Genomic DNA, 17,119 nt, shown 5'->3' with positions numbered 1-17,119 from the left:
AAGAGTTGTGACTATGAGCCGCCTCGAACTGCTTCCCGCCGTCGACGTCCGGGACGGCCAGGCCGTCCGCCTGGTCAAGGGCGCGTCCGGCACCGAGACCTCCTTCGGCGAACCGCTCGCCGCCGCCCTCGCCTGGCAGAACGCCGGCGCCGAGTGGCTGCACCTGGTCGACCTCGACGCCGCCTTCGGCACCGGCACCAACTACGAGCTGCTGCGCGAGGTCACCGGTCGCCTCGACATCAAGGTCGAGCTGTCCGGCGGCATCCGCGACGACGAGTCGCTCGCCAACGCGCTCGCCACCGGCTGCACCCGGGTCAACCTCGGCACCGCCGCCCTGGAAGCCCCCGAGTGGGTCGCCAAGGCCATCGCCGAGCACGGCGACAAGATCGCCGTCGGCCTGGACGTCGTCGGCACCACCCTGCGCGGCCGCGGCTGGACCCGCGACGGCGGCCAGCTCTTCGAGGTGCTGGAGCGGCTCAACCAGGAGGGCTGCGCCCGCTACGTCGTCACCGACGTCAACCGGGACGGCACCCTGACCGGCCCCAACCTGCAGCTGCTGCGCGACGTCTGCGCCGCCACCGACCGCCCCGTCGTCGCCTCCGGCGGCGTCTCCTCGATCGACGACCTGCGCGCCATCGCCGGCCTGGTCGGTGCGGGTGTCGAGGGCGCCATCGTGGGCAAGGCACTCTACGAGCAGAAGTTCACCCTCGAAGAGGCCCTGGAGGCGGTTTCAGGATGACGGAACGTCGGATCGTACGTGGCAGGGTCGGCGGATTCTCCCCCTGGGAGGACCAGTTCGGCTACTCGCGGGCGGTCGCCGCGGGAGACCACGTGCACGTGGCCGGCTCCACCGCCTGGGTGGACGGCCGGATCGAGCACGAGGGAGACCCCTACCGGCAGACCCTCGCCGCGTTCGGCGTCGGGCTCAACGCCCTCGCCGCGTACGGTCTGACGGCGGACGACGTGGTCCGCACCCGGATGTACATCACCCACGTCCGCGACGCCGACGAGGTGGGCCGCGCCCACCACCAACTCTTCGACGCCGCCCGCCCGGTGGCCACCATGGTGGTGGTCGACGGGCTGATCGACTCCCGGATGATGGTCGAGATCGAGCTCGACGCCTATCGTGCCGGGCTGGCAAAGACCCTGGAAGGCAAACAGCCGTGACCCTCGCCGTACGTGTCATCCCCTGCCTGGACGTCGACGCCGGGCGGGTGGTCAAGGGCGTCAACTTCCAGAACCTGCGCGACGCCGGCGACCCGGTCGAGATGGCCAAGCTCTACGACGCCGAGGGCGCCGACGAGTTGACCTTCCTCGACATCACCGCCTCCTCCGGCGACCGGGAAACCACCTACGACGTGGTCCGTCGCACCGCCGAACAGGTCTTCATCCCGCTCACCGTCGGCGGCGGCATCCGCGCCGTCGAGGACGTCGACAAGCTGCTGCGGGCCGGCGCCGACAAGGTCGGCGTCAACACCGCCGCCATCGCCCGGCCGGAGCTGGTCCGCGAGATCGCCCAGCGCTTCGGGCGGCAGGTCCTGGTGCTGTCCGTGGACGCCCGGCGCTGCCCTCCCGGCACCGAGACCGCGTCCGGCTACGAGGTCACCACCCACGGCGGGCGCAAGGGCACCGGCCTCGACGCCGTCGAATGGGCCGGGCGCGCGGCCGAACTCGGCGCCGGCGAGATCCTGCTCAACTCGATGGACGCCGACGGCACCAAGGACGGCTACGACCTGGAGATGATCCGGGCCGTCCGCAAGACCGTCTCCGTGCCCGTCATCGCCTCCGGCGGCGCCGGCAAGCTCGCCGACTTCGCGCCGGCCGTCGAGGCGGGCGCGGACGCGGTGCTCGCCGCGAGCGTCTTCCACTTCGGGGACCTGCGGATCGGGCAGGTCAAGGACGCGCTGCGGGAGGCCGGGCACCCGGTGCGGTGACCGGACGTACGCCCTGAGGGCCCGCCGCGCTGGTGCGTGGCGGGCCCTTCCGCGTTCTCAGGCCTGCGGTGTTCTCAGGTCTCCTGCGTTCTCAGGCCTGCGGCGGCTCGCCCTTGATCAGCGCGAACGGCGTGCCGTGCGGGTCCGCCAGCCAGGCCAGCCGGCCGACGTTCGGCACGCTCTCGGCGGGCATCAGCACCGAGCCGCCGGCCGCCGTCGCCTTCGCGATCACCGCGTCAACGTCGTCGGCGGCGAAGTACGGCGTCCAGGCGGAGGGCTCCTGCGGGGACATGGTCGGGGCGATGCCACCGAAGGCCGTGGCCTGCTGGTCGCCCTCGGAGGTCGAGATCACCCGGTAGTCCATGCCCGGAGCCGGCTCGAACTTCTCCACCCGCCAGCCGAACAGCGCCTGGTAGAAGCCGACCCCGGCGCTCTGGTCCGAAGTGTGGAGCTCGGACCAGACCAGCGCGCCGTCCTCCGACACGGCCTCCAGACCGGCGGTCTTGCCCGGCTGCCAGACCGCGAACCTGGCCCCCTGCGGGTCGGCGAACTGGGCGAACCACCCCTCGCCCATGACGTCCATCGGCGGCACCAGCACCGAGCCGCCGCCCTGCTCGGCGGCCTTCGCCGTGGCATGCACGTCGGCGGCATGGAAGTACGTCGTCCAGGTCGGCTGGTCACCCTCGTCGAGCGGGCCGACGGCGCCGACCGTCCTGCCGCCCAGCTGGAAGAAGCCGTAGCCGCCCGCCTCCGGGCCGCCGGACCGGAACGTCCAGCCGAAGACCTTGCCGTAGAACTCGGCGGTGGCGGGGATGTCCGGGCTGCCGAGGTCGATCCAGCAGGGCGCGCCGGCCGGAAAGTCGGTGGTGAGCATGAGGTGGTGCCCCTTCGACGGAAGACGTGACCAGGCCGGTTCCGTCAGGCGCGCGCACGCACGCACCCTCCCCGACCCTCTGCGAGTCTGCACCCGGCCACTGACATTCGCAGCCGGGGGAGCGGCCGCAGACCTCAGCTGCGCCCGCGGAAACGGGCCCACTGCTGAGCCGCCCGGTTCAGCCCGGCAGTCCACGGGTCCGGATCGTCTCCGGCGATCTCGGCCCACATCCGGGCCTGAGCCTGCGCGAAGGCGTCCACCACGGTCGGATCGCCGGTCTGCCAGGCCGGGACCCTGGCGGCCCACGCTTCCGCCGCAGCCGGGCCGTGGCCGCCCGCAGCGATCAACCAGACCACCCACAGGGCCGGGTCGATCCAGGGCGCTCCCCGGGTGGCCCACGCCCAGTCGACGAGAAGTGCATGGTCTTCGCGGATCAGGACGTTCTCGTTGTTCAGGTCCGTGTGCAGCAGGTGGTTGCCGCCGAACTGGAGCAGCACCTCGGGGTCGTCCACGTAGGCGGCCCATCGCTGCTCGGCCCGGCGCAGCTCGATCGGGGGACACGGGGTACTGCCGAGTCGACTGAGGGTGTCGACCATCAGCTCCAGGTCACCGGTGTCCCGGTAGCCGGCGTGGCGGGCCTCGACGTGCTCGAACGCGACGAGGCTCCAGCCGTCGACGTCGAGGTGCCAGAGGACGGTGGGGGCGAGGCCTTCCACGTAGGGGTTGATCTCCCTCTCACGTCGCTGTGTCCACACGCGTGGGTGACTCAGCTGCATCCCCTTGACGAAGACGGCGCCCCTGGAGGTGCTGAGTCTGGCGGCGATCTCGGAGTTGAAACCGGCCGAGACGGTCTGCGCGGCAAGGACCGGCGTCCCGAGGCGGGCAGTGACGGCCCGGCGCACGGAGCCGGGCAGGTCTGCCCAGTGAAGGCGGCTGGTGGTCACGGCTCACAGGCTCCCAGAGTCACCCCGGAGGCCGACGGCACCGCAGCCGTCGGCCTCTGGGGTTGCGCCCTACCGGTACGGGTTGTCGTCGTTGCACCCGGGGAGGGCGTCCGCGCCAAAGTCCTCCATGTCGTCGATGAACCCCAGCGTCTCGTCGTCGTCCTCGCGCCGGGTGGTGGTGATCTCGACCATGACAGCGGTCATGCTGTGCTTCCTTTCTGTCCGTGCTGGCAGTAGGTGTTCAGTGGTGCCTTCGCCTCCTGGTAGCGCTTGGCCAGAGGTCGGCAGACCGAGCAGTCGGCGGAGAGCTGGCAGCTGGAGCAGCCACCGGTGCGAAGCATGAGGCGGTCGGCGATTCCGCCGAGCCGGGCGAGGCCTTGGACGCCCTCGGCCATGAGATCGATCTGCTCATCGCGGCCGACCTTGCAGATCGAGGCCCTTCCGTGCGGGTCGACGTGGAGGAACGTGTGTCCCACGTTGCAGCCCGTGAACCGTTCGAGCGGCCTCAGATGAGCGGGCGACTGGGATGCAAGCGATTCGGCGCCGCCGTAGATCGTCGGCGACATGTGGGTGTACTCCTTGCAGGGGAGCCCGAGTTCGTCCGCCATCCCATGCATCCGGGAGAGCTCGTGCGCGTTCTGCGCGGTGACGATCAACGCCAGTTGCAGGGGAAGGCCGGCCGTGATTCCGGCGGCCAGTCCGCGCGTGACCCGTTTGAAGGCGCCCCGACGTCGGGTGAACGAGTCGTACGTCTCTGCGGTCGCGCCGTAGAGGGAGACCGTGACCCTGTACGGCCTGCTGGCGGCGAGCGCTTCCAGGGCTGCGGGGCTCGACAGTCGCGTGCCGTTCGTCAGGACCTCGACCATCATTCCCAGATCGTGCGCGAGCCGGCACGAAGCCGCGAAGTGGGGGTCGATCAGCGCCTCGCCCCCCGTGATCTGGAGCCAGAGGATCCCGGCGTCCCGCAGGGTCAGCAGCAGACAGCGCTTGCCCTTTTCGTCCAGGCCGGCGAATCGCTTCTCTCCGAGGTAGCAGTGCTCACAGTCCAGGTCGCAGCCGAGGTTGATCTCCCAGCTCGCACGGCTGTGCCCGTACACCGGGGCGTCGCGGACCAGGACGGCTTCACTCGTCGGCCGGATCGCCAGTTCGGCGCCCCAGCGGGCACGGGCGGCGTGCGCGAGCCAGAATGGGAGGTTGGCCCCGGAGTCGTGGGAATGCTCCAGCTCCCGGAACCGTCGTTCGGGCAGCTCGATGCCCTCCAGCCGGCCCGGTCGCAGCACAACGAAGCTCTTGAGGAACGGACTTGCGATCAGGCTGTGCACTTCTCCTCCTCGACCGTCAGGGTGCCTGAGTGGCGCAGCTGGGACTCGGCGGCCGACTTGGTGTAGAAGCGCCTGATCCGGTCCGAGGAACCCGGAACGCGCACGTACTCGTGCTGTTCGCGGTCGTAGATCCCCCAGCACTCCAGCAGGAAGAAGTGGGGGCTTCGGGAGTCGATCAGGCGGATCTCGTAACGAGGCGAGGCGGAAGGAGCGCTCACCGCGACTTCCGGCTGGGCGTGAGCATGAGTCGCGATGGCTGGTGCGGCGAGCCGCGAGTCCCCCGTCACGACCTGGTCGGGTGCCGCCTCGAACCAGACCACCTTGCCCTCCTCCGCCGGGTACCAGCCCCAGGAGTGGGTCAGCGCCTCCACCAGGAGCAGGCCGCGGCCGCCGGTGGCCATGTCGTCTGCCGCGCTCCTCACCGGCGGCTGCGGACTCCTGTCCGCGACCTCGACCCGGAGGCGGACCCCAGTCCACCGGACCGTGACGCGGCAGCGCTTTCCGGTGTGCTCAACGGCGTTGGTGATCAACTCGGCGGTGCACAACTCCACATCGCGCAGTGACTTCTCGGAGAGGAGTTCCGGCCAGGACCGAGCCGCACGCATCACCCACAGCCGGGCGGATCTCACCGCAGCCGTGGTCGGTTGCACCTTCTGGGACTTCGGCATCGGGAGCACAGCGCAGTCGTCGGTGTTCATCAGCCCTCCCGGACTGGGGCGTTGATCGGTGCGGCGATGAGCAACCGCACTGTGGTTCGACCTTCAGAGCGACAGGACTCAGAGGCCCTGGCAGGCTCGAATCCAGTGAACCGGCCCAACAGCACGATCGGTATACCTGTCGACACGTAGAGTGGTTTACGCGGTTTACAGCCCGACCTCAGGGGATCGATCGTGGCCACACGCAGGGAACCCAATCACCGCCTCAGGGAGACGATTTCAGCGGGCGGATGGACCTATGAGGCGTTAGCCCGTGCTGTGCGGTGCATCGGTGCGGAGAACGGTGAGATGCTCCTCACCAACAAGTCCGCCGTGGCCCACTGGATCAACGGCGCGCAGCCGGCGGGGCAAGTCGGCCAATACATCGCCGAGGCGCTCTCCCGCCGCTCCGGGCGCCGGGTCACCCTTGCCGAACTCGGCTTCGCCACCCCGGAAGAGTCCTTGGCGGTGAGTAGTGATCCGGTCGAGGCGGTTGCCAATCTCGGCCGTGCAGATGTCGAGCGCCGCACCTTTCTGGCCGTCGCCGCATTCACAACTGCCGGTGTAGCCATGCCGTTGCTCTACGATCCTGAGCCGATTTCGCGCCTGATGAGGGCCCGGACCGGCTTGGCCCGCATCGGTGTTGAAGAAGTTGAGGTCGTTCGGCAGATCACTGCCGTGTTCAGCGCGGCAGACGAACGACTCGGCGGCGGGCACGGGCTGACCACCGTGACCGCTTACCTGGCCGACACTGCAGCCCCGATGCTCAACGGCCGCTTCCCCAACGAAAGCACGCGGCGGCACGCCTTCGGAGCCGTGGCCGAACTTGCCTACCTTGCTGGATGGAAACACCACGACCTCGGCCAAGAAGGCGCTGCCCAGCGCTACTACCAGGTCGGCTACCAACTCGCTGTGGAGTCGGACCCCCATGGTCACGCCGGATGGATGATGCGGACCCTGGCCCATCAGGCGCTCAGTCTCAAGCAGCCCCACCACTGTGCGGCGCTGATCGAGAATGCACTCGCTCGGAGCGTTGGTCGGGTGGATGGAAGGACCGAGGCGCTTCTTCACATCACTCACGCTCGTGCTTTCGCCGCCACCCGTGACAAGTCCTCCGCAGCCAAGGCGCTCCTCGCCGCGGAGAACGCCCTCGTTCGAGATGGCGACCCTCAGCCCAGTTTCTCATTCGTCAGCGGCCCTGCGGTCGGTACTGTCGCCAGCCACACTGCTCGAACCCTCACCGACCTCGGGGACCACGCAGGAACCGAACAGCAGCACCGTGCCGCGCTGATTCGTTGGGATGCCGAGAAGTACAAGCGGGTTCACGCCCTCACCTACGCAGATCTGGGTGACAGCTTGGCTGTTCAAGCCCGAGCGGACGAGGCGGTCGCAGCCTGGGGGCGTGCGCTCGACCTCATGGCCGGCATGACCTCGGACCGGACGAGAAAGGCGATTTCCTCAATCCGCCCGTGCTTGGCGATCTACCGTAGACGTGGTGTTCCTGGAGCCGTAGATCTGGAACGCCGGACACGCGAGGCACTGACATGACAGCCGTACCGCAGGAAGGACCCGACCGACGTGGCTCAGCCGACCGCCGATCAGATGACTGCTCTCAATCCCGCTACGGAGTCGATGACTCTGCTGGTCGCCGCCGTCATCGTCCATGACCTTGAAGCTCAACGTGTCGTTCTTCTCCGGCGGGGGCCCAGGGCCAAGTTCGCGCAGGGCCTGTGGGATCTGCCGGTCGGCAAGAGCGAACCAGGCGAGCCGATCACGGAGACGGCGGTTCGCGAGCTCAGGGAGGAGACCGGGCTCGTCGCCGCTCCCGAGGACTTGCAACTCGTTCACGTCATCCACGGTGCTCGCGGCGTCGAGGCTCCCAACGGCTTCCTGACTGTCGTTTTCGCGACTCACCGGTGGTCCGGTGAGCTCGCGAACGGGGAACCTGCCAAGCACTCGGACGTTGCGTGGGTCGGCGTCGGTGCCGTACCGGAGGAATTCGTCTCCACTACCAGGGGCGCTCTGATCAGCTATCTCACCGATGGCCCGAGCGTCTCTCTCGACTCGTGGCGGAGCTGATTGTCGACCGGGGGTTTTCGATCTCCTCCCATTTCTATCGGTCTTGGGTCGTCGAGCGCTGCCCCTCGGTATTCCGAGGGGCAGCGCTTCATTTCTCTCGCTTTTACCGCGCGGGCAGGGGGAGGACGTGGCGGAGGGCTTCGAGGGCGTCGGGGGAGCCGTCTGTGGTGAGGGTGGTGTGGGTGCCGCGGCCGTAGGTGAAGAGGACCAGGTCGCCTGGTTCGCCGGTGAGTTGGACGGTGGGGGAGCCGGTGGGGCCGACGGTGAGGGACTGGCCGTCGGGGCGGCGCAGGGTCAGGCGGACGGGGGAGCGGCGGCCGGCTTCCAGGCGGGCCAGCAGTGGCAGGCGGCGCCACAGGGCTTCGGCGCGGCCGGCGGGCACCGGGGAGGGCGTCCAGTCGTCGGCGGCCCGCAGGACGTCCTCGGCGTGCACGTAGTACTCGACGGTGTTCGCGGCCTCGTCGGCGCCGGGCAGGGCGAACAGGGAGAACACCGGCGGGCCGGAGCGGAAGAGCTTCAGCAGTTCCTCGTACGGGCGCTCGGCGTACGCGGACTGCACCCGGTGGGTCCAGTCGGCGAGGGCGCCGACCCGGATGCCGGCTGCCGCGTCGGCGCGGCGCTCCCGGATCACCAGGTGGGCGGCGAGGTCGCGGGTGGTCCACCCGGCGCAGAGGGTGGGGGCGTCCGGCCCGGCGGCGGCCAGGAGTGCGGCGAGGCGGTGGCGTTCGGCGAGGGCGTGGTTCGACATGGCGCCACGATAGAGGCTGTCAGTGCAGGTTGCCGGTGAGCTTGGGGCCGCCCTGCTTGTTGGAGGCCGTCAGGGTGCAGGTGTAGTCCCGCCAGCCCTGCTGGTAGTTGGCCTGGGCGGGGCCGAACTGGCGGCCGTAGTACGTCTTCCCGTCGTTCTGGCGGGCCTTGGCGGCGGCCTCGGCCTCCTTGCAGCCCTCGCGCATGGCGAGCGAGATCGGGATCTCGCCGGTCAGGCCGTCGGCCAGTTTCAGGTCGGCGATCACCTGGCCGTCGTGCTCGCCGGTGCAGGGGCGCTCCTCGGCCTTGGTGATCACCGGGCTGAGCTGCGGGTGGTCGAAGCAGGCGCCGACCGGGAAGAAGGCGTACGGCGGGGTCTTGGTCGGGGTGGGTGTCGGCGTGGGGGTGGGCGTCGGGGTCGGGGTGGCCGTGGGGGTGGGCGGGGGCGGCGCGGCGGCGGGCTTGCGCTCCTCCGGCCAGAGCAGGACGGTGGCCACCACCGCGAGCAGCACGGCCAGGACGGCCACGACGGCGAGGACCAGGCCCCGGGACGGGCGGGAGTCGGCGGCTGCGGGCGGCTGCTGCTCGGAGGTCATGGGCATGAGGATGGCCCACGCGGGGCCCGCCCGGCAGGCGGTTGGCCGAAATCGCCCCTTTACGGCGAGGTTCGGGGTAGGGCGGGATAGGCTCCCCGGCCGCACGGATCCAGCCCGGAGGTAGTGAGTGCACCGTGTAGGGCCCACCGCACAAGGCGCACGGCGCAGGGCGCAGGCCGCACCGGGGCTGCGGGCCGGACTGCAACAATGGCCCCATGTCCACCACACCCGCCACCCCCGGCACCACCGCCCTGGCCCCCGAGATCGCCGCGCGCCTCAAGCGCACCGAGGACGGCCTGCTCCCGGCGATCGCGCAGCAGTACGACACCGGCGAGGTGCTGATGCTGGGCTGGATGGACGACGAGGCGCTGCACCGCACGCTCACCACCGGCCGCTGCACCTACTGGAGCCGCAGCCGCCGCGAGTACTGGGTGAAGGGCGACACCTCCGGCCACGCCCAGGCGGTCAAGTCGGTGGCGCTGGACTGCGACGGCGACACCCTGCTGGTGAAGGTCGACCAGACCGGTGCCGCCTGCCACACCGGCGACCGCACCTGCTTCGACGCCGACGTGCTCCCGCTCGCCTGACCCCTCCTCCTGCTCCTCCTACCGGAACTCCAGAAGGTGCCGCTCGCCATGGATCTCGAAGCCTTCCGCAAGCTCGCCGTCGACACCCGGGTCATCCCGGTCACCCGCAGGCTCCTCGCGGACGGTCTCACCCCGATCGGCCTGTACCGCAGCCTCGCCGAGGAGCGGCCCGGCACCTTCCTGCTGGAGTCCGCCGAGCAGGGCCGCAGCTGGTCGCGCTACTCCTTCGTCGGCGTCCGCAGCGCCGCCGTCCTCACTGTCGGGGAGGACGGCGAGGCCCGCTGGCTGGGCACCCCGCCGGTCGGCATCCCGACCGGCGGCGACCCCTTGCAGGTGCTGCGCGCCGCGCTGGAGGCGCTGCACACCCCGCGCCGCGACGACGACGGCCTGCCGCCGCTCACCGGCGGCCTGGTCGGCTACCTGGGCTACGACGTCGTCCGCCGGCTGGAGAAGCTGCCCGACCTCAACCCGGACGACCTGCGGCTGCCCGAGCTGACCATGATGCTCGCCACCGACCTCGCCGTGCTCGACCACGTCGACGGCACGGTGCTGCTGATCGCCAACGCCGTCAACCACAACGACCTGGCCAGCGGCGTGGACGAGGCCTACGCGGACGCGGTGGCCCGGCTGGACGCCATGGAGGCCGACCTGCTCAAGCCGGTCGACCCGGGCCTGGCCACCTTCACCCCTGCCGGGCCGGGCGAGGCCCGCTCCCCGTTCGGCGGCGCGCCGTACCGGGCGGCGGTGGAGGTGGTGAAGGAGCGGATCCGGGCCGGCGAGGCCTTCCAGGTCGTCCCCTCGCAGCGCTTCGAGGCGCCCTGCCCGGCCTCGGCGCTGGACGTCTACCGCGTGCTGCGCACCACCAACCCCAGCCCGTACATGTACCTGTTCCGCTTCCCGGGGCCGGACGGCACCGCCGAGGGCGGCTTCGACGTGGTCGGCTCCAGCCCGGAGGCGCTGGTCAAGGTGACCGCCGGCGAGGCGATGGTGCACCCGATCGCCGGGACGAGGCACCGCGGCGCCACCCCGCACGAGGACGCGGCGCTGGCCGCCGAACTGCTCGCCGACCCCAAGGAGCGGGCCGAGCACCTGATGCTGGTCGACCTGGGCCGCAACGACCTCGGCCGGGTCTGCGAGCCGGGCAGCGTGGAGGTGGTCGACTTCATGCACATCGAGCGCTACAGCCACGTGATGCACATCGTCTCCACCGTCACCGGCCGGGTGGCGCCCGGGCGGACCGCCTTCGACGTGCTGACCGCCTGCTTCCCGGCGGGCACCCTGTCCGGCGCGCCCAAGCCCCGCGCGATGCGGATCATCGAGGAACTGGAGCCCACCCGCCGCGGCCTGTACGGCGGCTGCGTCGGCTACCTGGACTTCGCCGGGGACTCCGACACCGCGATCGCGATCCGCACCGCCGTGCTGCGCGACGGCACCGCCTTCGTGCAGGCCGGCGCGGGCGTGGTCGCGGACTCCGACCCGCACGGGGAGGACACCGAGTGCCGCAACAAGGCGGCCGCCGTGCTGCGGGCCGTCGCCACCGCCAATACGCTGCGGACGCCGGAACTGTCGTGAGTCGACAGTCGTGAGCTGTAAGCCGTGAGTCGTCGAGGGAGGCGGCCGGGATGTCCGAGGTGTCGCCCGACGAACTGCGGCGGGTGGTCGTGCTCGATGCGGCCGCCCAGATCGAGGACCAGCTGGGCGGGCACGGCCGGGTGCTGTCCGGCGCCGTGACCGACGCCCCGGCCGACGCCCCCGACCTGATCCCCGACCTGACGGTGACCGCCCCGGGGGCGGAGCCCGACGGCCGGGGCCGGTACGCCGGGAGCGACGTCGAGGCCGTCCTGGAGGTGGCCCGGCCGCACCTCGCCGAGACGGCGCTGGCGTACGCGCGCAGCGGGATCCCGCTGTACGTGGTGGTCGACCCGGCGGCGGCGGCCTGCACCGTGCACACCGCGCCGTCCGCCGACGGCGGGTACCGGGAGGCGGAGCGGGTGCCGTTCGGCAACGACCTGTTCCTGCCGCTCGCCGGGCGGACGCTGGTGCTGCGGACGGACGAGTTCCCGGCCGGGCCGCCCACCCCGGGTGCGGGGCCGGACGCCGGGCGGGGGATAGTGGACGGGTGAGCGCACCTGACCAGACCCCCGTACCCGCCCCGCCGGCCCCCGCGTCGGGCCGCCGGACGCTCGGCGTGATGCTCCTGCTGACCGTGCTGAGCGCCGTGCTGGTGCTGACCGCCGTCGGCCGGGTCTGGGCCGAGGGCCGGGCCGGCACCCTGGCGGTGTCCGTCTCCGGCGGCGCGATCTCCGAACTCCCGGGCGGACTGGCCCTGGTGGGGCTCGCGGCGGCCGTCGCGGTGTTCGCGGTGCGCGGCGCGGGCCGGCTCGCGGTCGGCGCGCTGACCCTGCTGGCGGGCCTCGGCGCGGCCGCCGCCTCGGCCGCGGGCGCCGGGGACACCGCCGCGCTGGACGCCGAGGCGGCCCGCAAGCTGGCGCTGTCCGGGTCGGCGGCCACCGAGGTCGGCCACACCGGCTGGCCCTGGGTGGCGCTGGCCGGCGGGCTGCTGCTGGCCGTCGCCGGGCTGCTCACCCTCCGCTACGGCCGGAGCTGGCCGGCCATGGGCAGCCGCTACGAGGCGCCCACCCGCAAGGCCCCGGCGAAGAGCGAGACCCCGGCCGACCTGTGGAAGGCGCTGGACCGGGGCGAGGACCCGACCACGGTCTGAGCGCGGGGTCTGAGCGCGGGCCTTGAGCGCCGGGCCCGAGCGGGCCCGGGCTTCGGGCCTCAGCGGGCCCCAGTAGACCTCAGCAGCCCGCAACGGGCCCCGGCGGCGGTGTGACGCGATAGACCCGCCACCCGCTTTGGGCCGCCGGTGTGTGGCCCGGCACAATGGAACCCGTCAACCCGCCGGCGGCCCCGCAGGCCCGGCCGGGCCCCGAGAGGCTAGGAGCACCACTCAGATGGCAGCAGCAGCACACGGTCACACCACCGCCGCCTGGACCGGCGTGACCATCACGTTCATCGGTTTCGGGATCGCGGGGGTCGCGATGATCCTCCCGTCGGTGATGCTGGTCTGGGCCGGCATCGCGGTCATCCTGGCCGGCGGCGTGGTCGGCAAGGCCATGTCGATGGCGGGCATGGGCCAGCAGCCGAGCGCCAACGTGTACACCTCGCACGAGGAGCAGCGCGCGGCCCGGGCCGCCGTCGCCGCCTGACGACGGACTCCTCGCAGCAGTACGACTCGCAGGAGTACGACTCGTAGCAGTACCGACTTGTAGCAGTACCGAACGGCGGGCGCGCCACGCCCGCCGTTTCGTTCTGTCCGGGCCCGGCACGGGCAGAATCGGGGCGTGACCTCCGCCTCCACCACCTCCGCCCTGCCGCCCGTCCTGCGCCGGCTCGGCCCGCCGCTGGCCGCGCTGGCGGCGGTGGCCGTCCCCGCCGTCTACGTCGCCGCGGTGGACCCGAACACCCCCGGGCACTACCCCGACTGCCCCTTCCTGGCCGCCACCGGCTGGTGGTGCCCCGGCTGCGGGGGGCTGCGCTGCGTCCACGCGCTGGCCCACGGGGACTTCACGGGCGCGCTGCACGACAACGCCGCGGCCGTCCTGCTGTTCGGCGTCCTGGCGCTGTTGTGGCTGCGCTGGGCCTGGGCCGCGCTGACCGGCGCCGGGCCGCGGCCCAGGCCGCCGGTCGGGGCCCGGCGCTGGGTGCTGATCCTCCTGCTGCTGCTGGTGTTCACGGTGGTGCGCAACCTGCCCGTCGGGGCGGGGCTGGCGCCCCTGCTGGTTTGACCGCCCACGCCGACGGGTAGCGACCCGCGCAGGCTCGCGCACCGGTCCACACCGGGGCCCGTACATCGGTCCACTTGGTCCGCACCGCACGTTCGGGCACCGCCGGAGAACCGGTGAAACCGCAGTTGGGGGCTGCTCAGGGGGGCGTCCGGCACGCGAGACGCACACCGGGCGGATGCGCCCCGCGCCCCCGGGTGCCGATACCATCGAAGTGCCGCCGGGCCACCGCCCGGACGGCTCGTCGCCGGCGAACGAACAGAAATGTTGGGGGCACTTCGCGTGAGCGAGCGAACCATTGACAGGTGCGTGTTGCGCGCAGCGCCTGCTGAGCGAAGCGAGGTGTGCGCATGAGTGTGCTCGACACGATCATCGAGGGGGTCCGCGAGGACCTCGCCGAACGGCAGGCCCGGGTCTCCCTGGACCAGCTGAAGGAACTCGCCGCCAAGGCCCCGGAGGCCAAGGACGGCGTCGCCGCGCTCAAGGGCGACGGGGTCCGGGTGATCTGCGAGGTGAAGCGCTCCAGCCCGTCCAAGGGCGCCCTGGCCGCGATCGCCGACCCGGCCGCCCTGGCGAGCGACTACGCGGCCGGCGGCGCCGCCGCGATCAGCGTGCTCACCGAGCAGCGCCGCTTCGGCGGCTCGCTGGCCGACCTGGACGCCGTCCGCGCGGCGGTGGACACCCCGCTGCTGCGCAAGGACTTCATCGTCACCGCCTACCAGCTGTGGGAGGCCCGCGCGCACGGCGCCGACCTCGCGCTGCTGATCGTCGCCGCCCTCGACCAGTCGGCCCTGGTGTCGCTGATCGAGCGGGCCGAGTCGATCGGCCTCACCCCGCTGGTCGAGGTGCACGACGAGGAGGAGATCAAGCGCGCGGTGGACGCCGGGGCACGGATCATCGGCGTCAACGCCCGCAACCTCAAGACCCTTGAGGTGGACCGCAACACCTTCGGCAACGTCGTCCACGCCATCCCGGACAGCGTCGTCAAGATCGCCGAGTCCGGCGTGCGCGGCCCGCTGGACGTGATCTCCTACGCCAACCTGGGCGCCGACGCCGTCCTGGTCGGCGAGTCCCTGGTGACCGGCAAGGACCCGCGCGCCGCGGTCGCCGACCTGGTCGCGGCCGGCGCCCACCCCGCCGTCCGGCACAAGGACTGATCCGCCGACATGAAGATCGCCACCCGCCTCGCCCCCGGTTGCCGCCCGCGCGGCTGCCGCGCGCCCGCACGCCGGGTGCTGGGGCGGCGGGTGCGCTACGTGATCGGCTGCGAGCCCGGGCAGGTGCCGGGCCGCCGATGGCGACGGACATCCGGCTGAGCCCAGCCACGAGACGTCCCTGTCGTCATCTTCCAAAGGACTCCACCATGTCCGACAAGTCCGCGAAGGACTACCTGCCCGGCGCCCAGGTGCCGGACGCCCGAGGCTACTTCGGTGCCTACGGCGGCCGCTTCATCCCCGAGGCGCTGGTCGCCGCGGTCGAGCAGGTCGCCGAGGAGTACGAGAAGGCCAAGGCCGACCCGGCCTTCGCCGCCGAACTCGACGGCCTGCTCAAGGACTACACCGGCCGCCCGAGCCCGCTGACCGACGTGCACCGCTTCTCCGCCGAGGCGGGCGGCGCGCGCGTCCTGCTCAAGCGCGAGGACCTGAACCACACCGGCTCGCACAAGATCAACAACGTGCTGGGCCAGGCCCTGCTCACCCGGCGGATGGGCAAGACCCGGATCATCGCCGAGACCGGCGCCGGCCAGCACGGCGTGGCCACCGCCACCGCCTGCGCCCTGTTCGGCTTCGACTGCACCATCTACATGGGCGAGGTCGACACCCAGCGCCAGGCGCTGAACGTCGCCCGGATGCGGATGCTCGGCGCCGAGGTGGTGTCCGTCACCTCCGGCAGCCGCACCCTCAAGGACGCCATCAACGAGGCGTTCCGCGACTGGGTCGCCAACGTGGACTCCACCCACTACCTGTTCGGCACCGTGGCCGGCCCGCACCCCTTCCCGATGATGGTCCGCGACTTCCACCGGGTCATCGGCATCGAGGCCCGCCAGCAGGTGCTCGACCGCACCGGGCGGCTGCCCGACGCCGTCGTAGCCTGCGTCGGCGGCGGCTCCAACGCGATGGGCATCTTCCACGAGTTCATCCCCGACGCCGGCGTGCGCCTGATCGGCTGCGAGGCCGCCGGCGAGGGCGCCGACACCCCCAAGCACGCCGCCACCCTCACCAAGGGCGACCCCGGCGTGCTGCACGGCTCGCGCACCTACGTCCTCCAGGACGAGGACGGCCAGACCATCGAGTCGCACTCCATCTCCGCCGGCCTCGACTACCCGGGCGTCGGCCCGGAGCACGCCTGGCTGAAGGACACCGGACGGGCCGAGTACCGCCCCGTCACCGACGACGCCGCCATGCAGGCGCTGCGGCTGCTGTCCCGCACCGAGGGCATCATCCCGGCCATCGAGAGCGCCCACGCGCTGGCCGGCGCCCTGGAGCTGGGCCGCGAGCTCGGGCCCGAGGCCACCATCCTGGTCTCGCTCTCCGGGCGCGGCGACAAGGACATGCACACCGCGGCCGAGTACTTCGGCCTGTACGACGAGCCGGCCGGCGGCTCGGCCCACGACGCGGCCCACGGGGGTAAGTGACCATGGCATCGAAGCTCAGTGGCATCCTGGCGGCCGCCAAGGCCGAGGACCGCGCCGCGCTGATCGGCTACCTGCCGGGCGGCTTCCCGACCGTCGACGGCGGCATCCGGGCGATCAACGCGCTGATCGAGGGCGGCTGCGACATCGTCGAGGTCGGCCTGCCGCACTCCGACCCGGTCCTGGACGGCGCTGTCATCCAGACCGCCGACGACATCGCGCTGCGCGGCGGCGTGCGGATCAAGGACGTGCTGCGCACCGTCCAGGAGGTCGCCACCGCGCACCCCGAGGCGGCGGTGCTGGTGATGACGTACTGGAACCCGGTCGACCGCTACGGCACCGCGCGCTTCGCCGCCGACCTCGCCGCCGCGGGCGGCGCCGGCTGCATCCTGCCGGACCTGCCGGTGGAGGAGTCCGAGGAGTGGCGCAAGGCGGCGGACGAGCACGGGCTCGACACCGTGTTCGTGGTCGCCCCCAGCAGCAAGGACCCGCGCCTGGCCGAGGTCACCGCGGCCGGCAGCGGCTTCGTCTACGCGGCCGCCGTGATGGGCGTGACCGGGACCCGCGCCCAGGTCGGCTCGCTCGCCGAGGACCTGGTCGCCCGCACCCGGGCCACCACCGACCTGCCGGTCTGCGTCGGCCTCGGCGTCTCCACCCCCGCGCAGGCCGCGGAGGTGGCGGGCTTCGCCGACGGCGTGATCGTGGGCTCCGCGTTCGTGAAGCGGATCCTGGAGGCCGGCGACGACGAGGCGGCCGCGCTGGACGCGGTGCGCGCCCTGGCCGGCGAGCTGGCGGCGGGCGTCCGCCGGCGCTGACCCGTACGTCCTGACGGCCCGTCGCCCTTCGTGGGTGGCGGGCCGTCGCGTTTGCGTGCGCCCGGCTCGCCGGGCGGCGGCGCTCGCGCGGCCCCGAACGGGTGAA

At 72.0% G+C, this 17,119-nt stretch carries 22 protein-coding genes; 15 read left to right on the top strand and 7 right to left on the bottom strand.

Features of this window, described 5'->3' with window-relative positions; translation table 11 throughout:
- Positions 1-13: 13 nt before the first annotated feature.
- Genes priA through hisF form a run of 3 tightly spaced genes read left to right on the top strand, consistent with a single transcriptional unit; the run spans position 14 to position 1,934 of the window.
- A complete protein-coding gene (gene priA, locus ACFWPT_RS12985; RefSeq protein ID WP_380481653.1) occupies positions 14-739 on the top strand; it encodes a bifunctional 1-(5-phosphoribosyl)-5-((5-phosphoribosylamino)methylideneamino)imidazole-4-carboxamide isomerase/phosphoribosylanthranilate isomerase PriA in 726 nt (241 codons plus the stop codon).
- Complete coding sequence (locus ACFWPT_RS12980) at positions 736-1,167, top strand: RidA family protein (protein ID WP_380481651.1); 432 nt, start codon at positions 736-738, stop codon at positions 1,165-1,167. Before priA ends, ACFWPT_RS12980 begins: the two co-directional genes overlap by 4 nt.
- A complete protein-coding gene (hisF, locus tag ACFWPT_RS12975; RefSeq protein ID WP_063347178.1) occupies positions 1,164-1,934 on the top strand; it encodes an imidazole glycerol phosphate synthase subunit HisF in 771 nt (256 codons plus the stop codon). The genes ACFWPT_RS12980 and hisF overlap by 4 nt, the downstream gene beginning before the upstream one ends.
- 91 nt (positions 1,935-2,025) lie before the next feature.
- On the opposite strand, the gene ACFWPT_RS12970 is transcribed toward hisF, so the two are convergent.
- The 5 genes from ACFWPT_RS12970 to ACFWPT_RS12950 all read right to left on the bottom strand — a co-directional run bounded on the left by ACFWPT_RS12970 (position 2,026) and on the right by ACFWPT_RS12950 (position 5,742).
- A complete protein-coding gene (locus ACFWPT_RS12970; RefSeq protein ID WP_380481649.1) occupies positions 2,026-2,808 on the bottom strand; it encodes a VOC family protein in 783 nt (260 codons plus the stop codon).
- 134 nt (positions 2,809-2,942) lie between these two features.
- A complete protein-coding gene (locus ACFWPT_RS12965) occupies positions 2,943-3,752 on the bottom strand; it encodes an aminoglycoside phosphotransferase (RefSeq protein WP_380481647.1) in 810 nt (269 codons plus the stop codon).
- Between the two features lie 69 nt (positions 3,753-3,821).
- Positions 3,822-3,956, bottom strand: coding sequence for a hypothetical protein (locus ACFWPT_RS12960; RefSeq protein WP_363618922.1), 135 nt, complete (start codon positions 3,954-3,956; stop codon positions 3,822-3,824).
- The gene (locus ACFWPT_RS12955) at positions 3,953-5,074 is read right to left on the bottom strand and encodes a radical SAM protein (RefSeq protein WP_380481645.1); all 1,122 of its coding nucleotides are present in this window, start codon (positions 5,072-5,074) and stop codon (positions 3,953-3,955) included. The genes ACFWPT_RS12960 and ACFWPT_RS12955 overlap by 4 nt, the downstream gene beginning before the upstream one ends.
- Positions 5,062-5,742: an ATP-binding protein gene (locus ACFWPT_RS12950; protein WP_380481731.1), complete on the bottom strand. Its 681-nt coding sequence runs from the start codon at positions 5,740-5,742 to the stop codon at positions 5,062-5,064. The genes ACFWPT_RS12955 and ACFWPT_RS12950 overlap by 13 nt, the downstream gene beginning before the upstream one ends.
- Positions 5,743-5,964: 222 nt before the next feature.
- Here ACFWPT_RS12950 and ACFWPT_RS12945 point away from each other — a divergent pair, with 222 nt between their 5' ends.
- On the top strand, positions 5,965-7,317 hold the full coding sequence (locus ACFWPT_RS12945) for a tetratricopeptide repeat protein (RefSeq protein WP_380423251.1): 1,353 nt from the start codon (positions 5,965-5,967) through the stop codon (positions 7,315-7,317).
- 30 nt (positions 7,318-7,347) lie between these two features.
- Positions 7,348-7,848: an NUDIX domain-containing protein gene (locus ACFWPT_RS12940; RefSeq protein ID WP_380481643.1), complete on the top strand. Its 501-nt coding sequence runs from the start codon at positions 7,348-7,350 to the stop codon at positions 7,846-7,848.
- A gap of 103 nt (positions 7,849-7,951) precedes the next feature.
- Here the strand turns inward: ACFWPT_RS12940 and ACFWPT_RS12935 are convergent, their stop codons facing one another.
- Both ACFWPT_RS12935 and ACFWPT_RS12930 read right to left on the bottom strand, forming a co-directional pair.
- A complete protein-coding gene (locus ACFWPT_RS12935) occupies positions 7,952-8,596 on the bottom strand; it encodes a TIGR03085 family metal-binding protein (protein WP_380481641.1) in 645 nt (214 codons plus the stop codon).
- A gap of 19 nt (positions 8,597-8,615) precedes the next feature.
- A complete protein-coding gene (locus tag ACFWPT_RS12930) occupies positions 8,616-9,191 on the bottom strand; it encodes a hypothetical protein (protein WP_380481639.1) in 576 nt (191 codons plus the stop codon).
- Positions 9,192-9,406: 215 nt separating this feature from the next.
- On the opposite strand from ACFWPT_RS12930, the gene hisI reads away from it, so the two are divergent.
- The 10 genes from hisI (at position 9,407) to trpA (ending at position 17,013) form a co-directional block, all read left to right on the top strand.
- On the top strand, positions 9,407-9,778 hold the full coding sequence (gene hisI, locus ACFWPT_RS12925; protein WP_063347172.1) for a phosphoribosyl-AMP cyclohydrolase: 372 nt from the start codon (positions 9,407-9,409) through the stop codon (positions 9,776-9,778).
- Positions 9,779-9,826: 48 nt separating this feature from the next.
- Entirely contained in the window at positions 9,827-11,350 is a 1,524-nt protein-coding gene (locus tag ACFWPT_RS12920; protein ID WP_380334091.1) for an anthranilate synthase component I, read from the top strand.
- Positions 11,351-11,400: 50 nt separating this feature from the next.
- Positions 11,401-11,901 (top strand): Uma2 family endonuclease, encoded by a 501-nt coding sequence (locus ACFWPT_RS12915; RefSeq protein ID WP_380481637.1) that lies wholly within the window; start codon positions 11,401-11,403, stop codon positions 11,899-11,901.
- Complete coding sequence (locus ACFWPT_RS12910; protein ID WP_380376397.1) at positions 11,898-12,500, top strand: TIGR02234 family membrane protein; 603 nt, start codon at positions 11,898-11,900, stop codon at positions 12,498-12,500. Before ACFWPT_RS12915 ends, ACFWPT_RS12910 begins: the two co-directional genes overlap by 4 nt.
- A 235-nt stretch (positions 12,501-12,735) precedes the next feature.
- Entirely contained in the window at positions 12,736-12,990 is a 255-nt protein-coding gene (locus ACFWPT_RS12905; RefSeq protein ID WP_380334098.1) for an HGxxPAAW family protein, read from the top strand.
- Positions 12,991-13,125: 135 nt separating this feature from the next.
- The gene (locus tag ACFWPT_RS12900; RefSeq protein WP_063347168.1) at positions 13,126-13,569 is read left to right on the top strand and encodes a DUF2752 domain-containing protein; all 444 of its coding nucleotides are present in this window, start codon (positions 13,126-13,128) and stop codon (positions 13,567-13,569) included.
- 347 nt (positions 13,570-13,916) lie between these two features.
- Positions 13,917-14,723 (top strand): indole-3-glycerol phosphate synthase TrpC, encoded by an 807-nt coding sequence (trpC, locus tag ACFWPT_RS12895; protein WP_063347167.1) that lies wholly within the window; start codon positions 13,917-13,919, stop codon positions 14,721-14,723.
- Positions 14,724-14,732: 9 nt separating this feature from the next.
- Complete coding sequence (gene trpM / locus ACFWPT_RS12890) at positions 14,733-14,882, top strand: tryptophan biosynthesis modulator TrpM (protein ID WP_167745855.1); 150 nt, start codon at positions 14,733-14,735, stop codon at positions 14,880-14,882.
- Positions 14,883-14,929: 47 nt separating this feature from the next.
- Entirely contained in the window at positions 14,930-16,201 is a 1,272-nt protein-coding gene (gene trpB / locus ACFWPT_RS12885) for a tryptophan synthase subunit beta (protein ID WP_063347166.1), read from the top strand.
- A gap of 2 nt (positions 16,202-16,203) precedes the next feature.
- Positions 16,204-17,013 (top strand): tryptophan synthase subunit alpha, encoded by an 810-nt coding sequence (trpA, locus tag ACFWPT_RS12880; RefSeq protein WP_063347165.1) that lies wholly within the window; start codon positions 16,204-16,206, stop codon positions 17,011-17,013.
- The last annotated feature ends 106 nt before the right edge of the window (positions 17,014-17,119 follow it).

Origin of the sequence: Kitasatospora sp. NPDC058478 (assembly GCF_042720345.1) — a bacterium.
GTDB lineage: Bacteria > Actinomycetota > Actinomycetes > Streptomycetales > Streptomycetaceae > Kitasatospora.
Note: the sequence above shows the minus strand (reverse complement) of the source record. Positions and strands in the feature narration are given on the sequence as shown.

Bases quoted from the DNA above. Each gene is read 5' to 3' on its own strand.
- priA (WP_380481653.1), top strand. From the start codon at position 14: ATGAGCCGCCTCGAACTGCTTCCCGCCGTCGACGTCCGGGACGGCCAG.
- trpA (WP_063347165.1), top strand. From the start codon at position 16,204: ATGGCATCGAAGCTCAGTGGCATCCTGGCGGCCGCCAAGGCCGAGGAC.
- ACFWPT_RS12930 (WP_380481639.1), bottom strand. From the start codon at position 9,191: ATGACCTCCGAGCAGCAGCCGCCCGCAGCCGCCGACTCCCGCCCGTCC.
- hisI (WP_063347172.1), top strand. From the start codon at position 9,407: ATGTCCACCACACCCGCCACCCCCGGCACCACCGCCCTGGCCCCCGAG.
- ACFWPT_RS12950 (WP_380481731.1), bottom strand. From the start codon at position 5,742: ATGCCGAAGTCCCAGAAGGTGCAACCGACCACGGCTGCGGTGAGATCC.
- trpM (WP_167745855.1), top strand. From the start codon at position 14,733: ATGAAGATCGCCACCCGCCTCGCCCCCGGTTGCCGCCCGCGCGGCTGC.
- ACFWPT_RS12980 (WP_380481651.1), top strand. From the start codon at position 736: ATGACGGAACGTCGGATCGTACGTGGCAGGGTCGGCGGATTCTCCCCC.
- ACFWPT_RS12915 (WP_380481637.1), top strand. From the start codon at position 11,401: ATGTCCGAGGTGTCGCCCGACGAACTGCGGCGGGTGGTCGTGCTCGAT.
- ACFWPT_RS12935 (WP_380481641.1), bottom strand. From the start codon at position 8,596: ATGTCGAACCACGCCCTCGCCGAACGCCACCGCCTCGCCGCACTCCTG.
- ACFWPT_RS12960 (WP_363618922.1), bottom strand. From the start codon at position 3,956: ATGACCGCTGTCATGGTCGAGATCACCACCACCCGGCGCGAGGACGAC.
- ACFWPT_RS12905 (WP_380334098.1), top strand. From the start codon at position 12,736: ATGGCAGCAGCAGCACACGGTCACACCACCGCCGCCTGGACCGGCGTG.
- trpB (WP_063347166.1), top strand. From the start codon at position 14,930: ATGTCCGACAAGTCCGCGAAGGACTACCTGCCCGGCGCCCAGGTGCCG.
- trpC (WP_063347167.1), top strand. From the start codon at position 13,917: ATGAGTGTGCTCGACACGATCATCGAGGGGGTCCGCGAGGACCTCGCC.
- ACFWPT_RS12970 (WP_380481649.1), bottom strand. From the start codon at position 2,808: ATGCTCACCACCGACTTTCCGGCCGGCGCGCCCTGCTGGATCGACCTC.
- ACFWPT_RS12920 (WP_380334091.1), top strand. From the start codon at position 9,827: ATGGATCTCGAAGCCTTCCGCAAGCTCGCCGTCGACACCCGGGTCATC.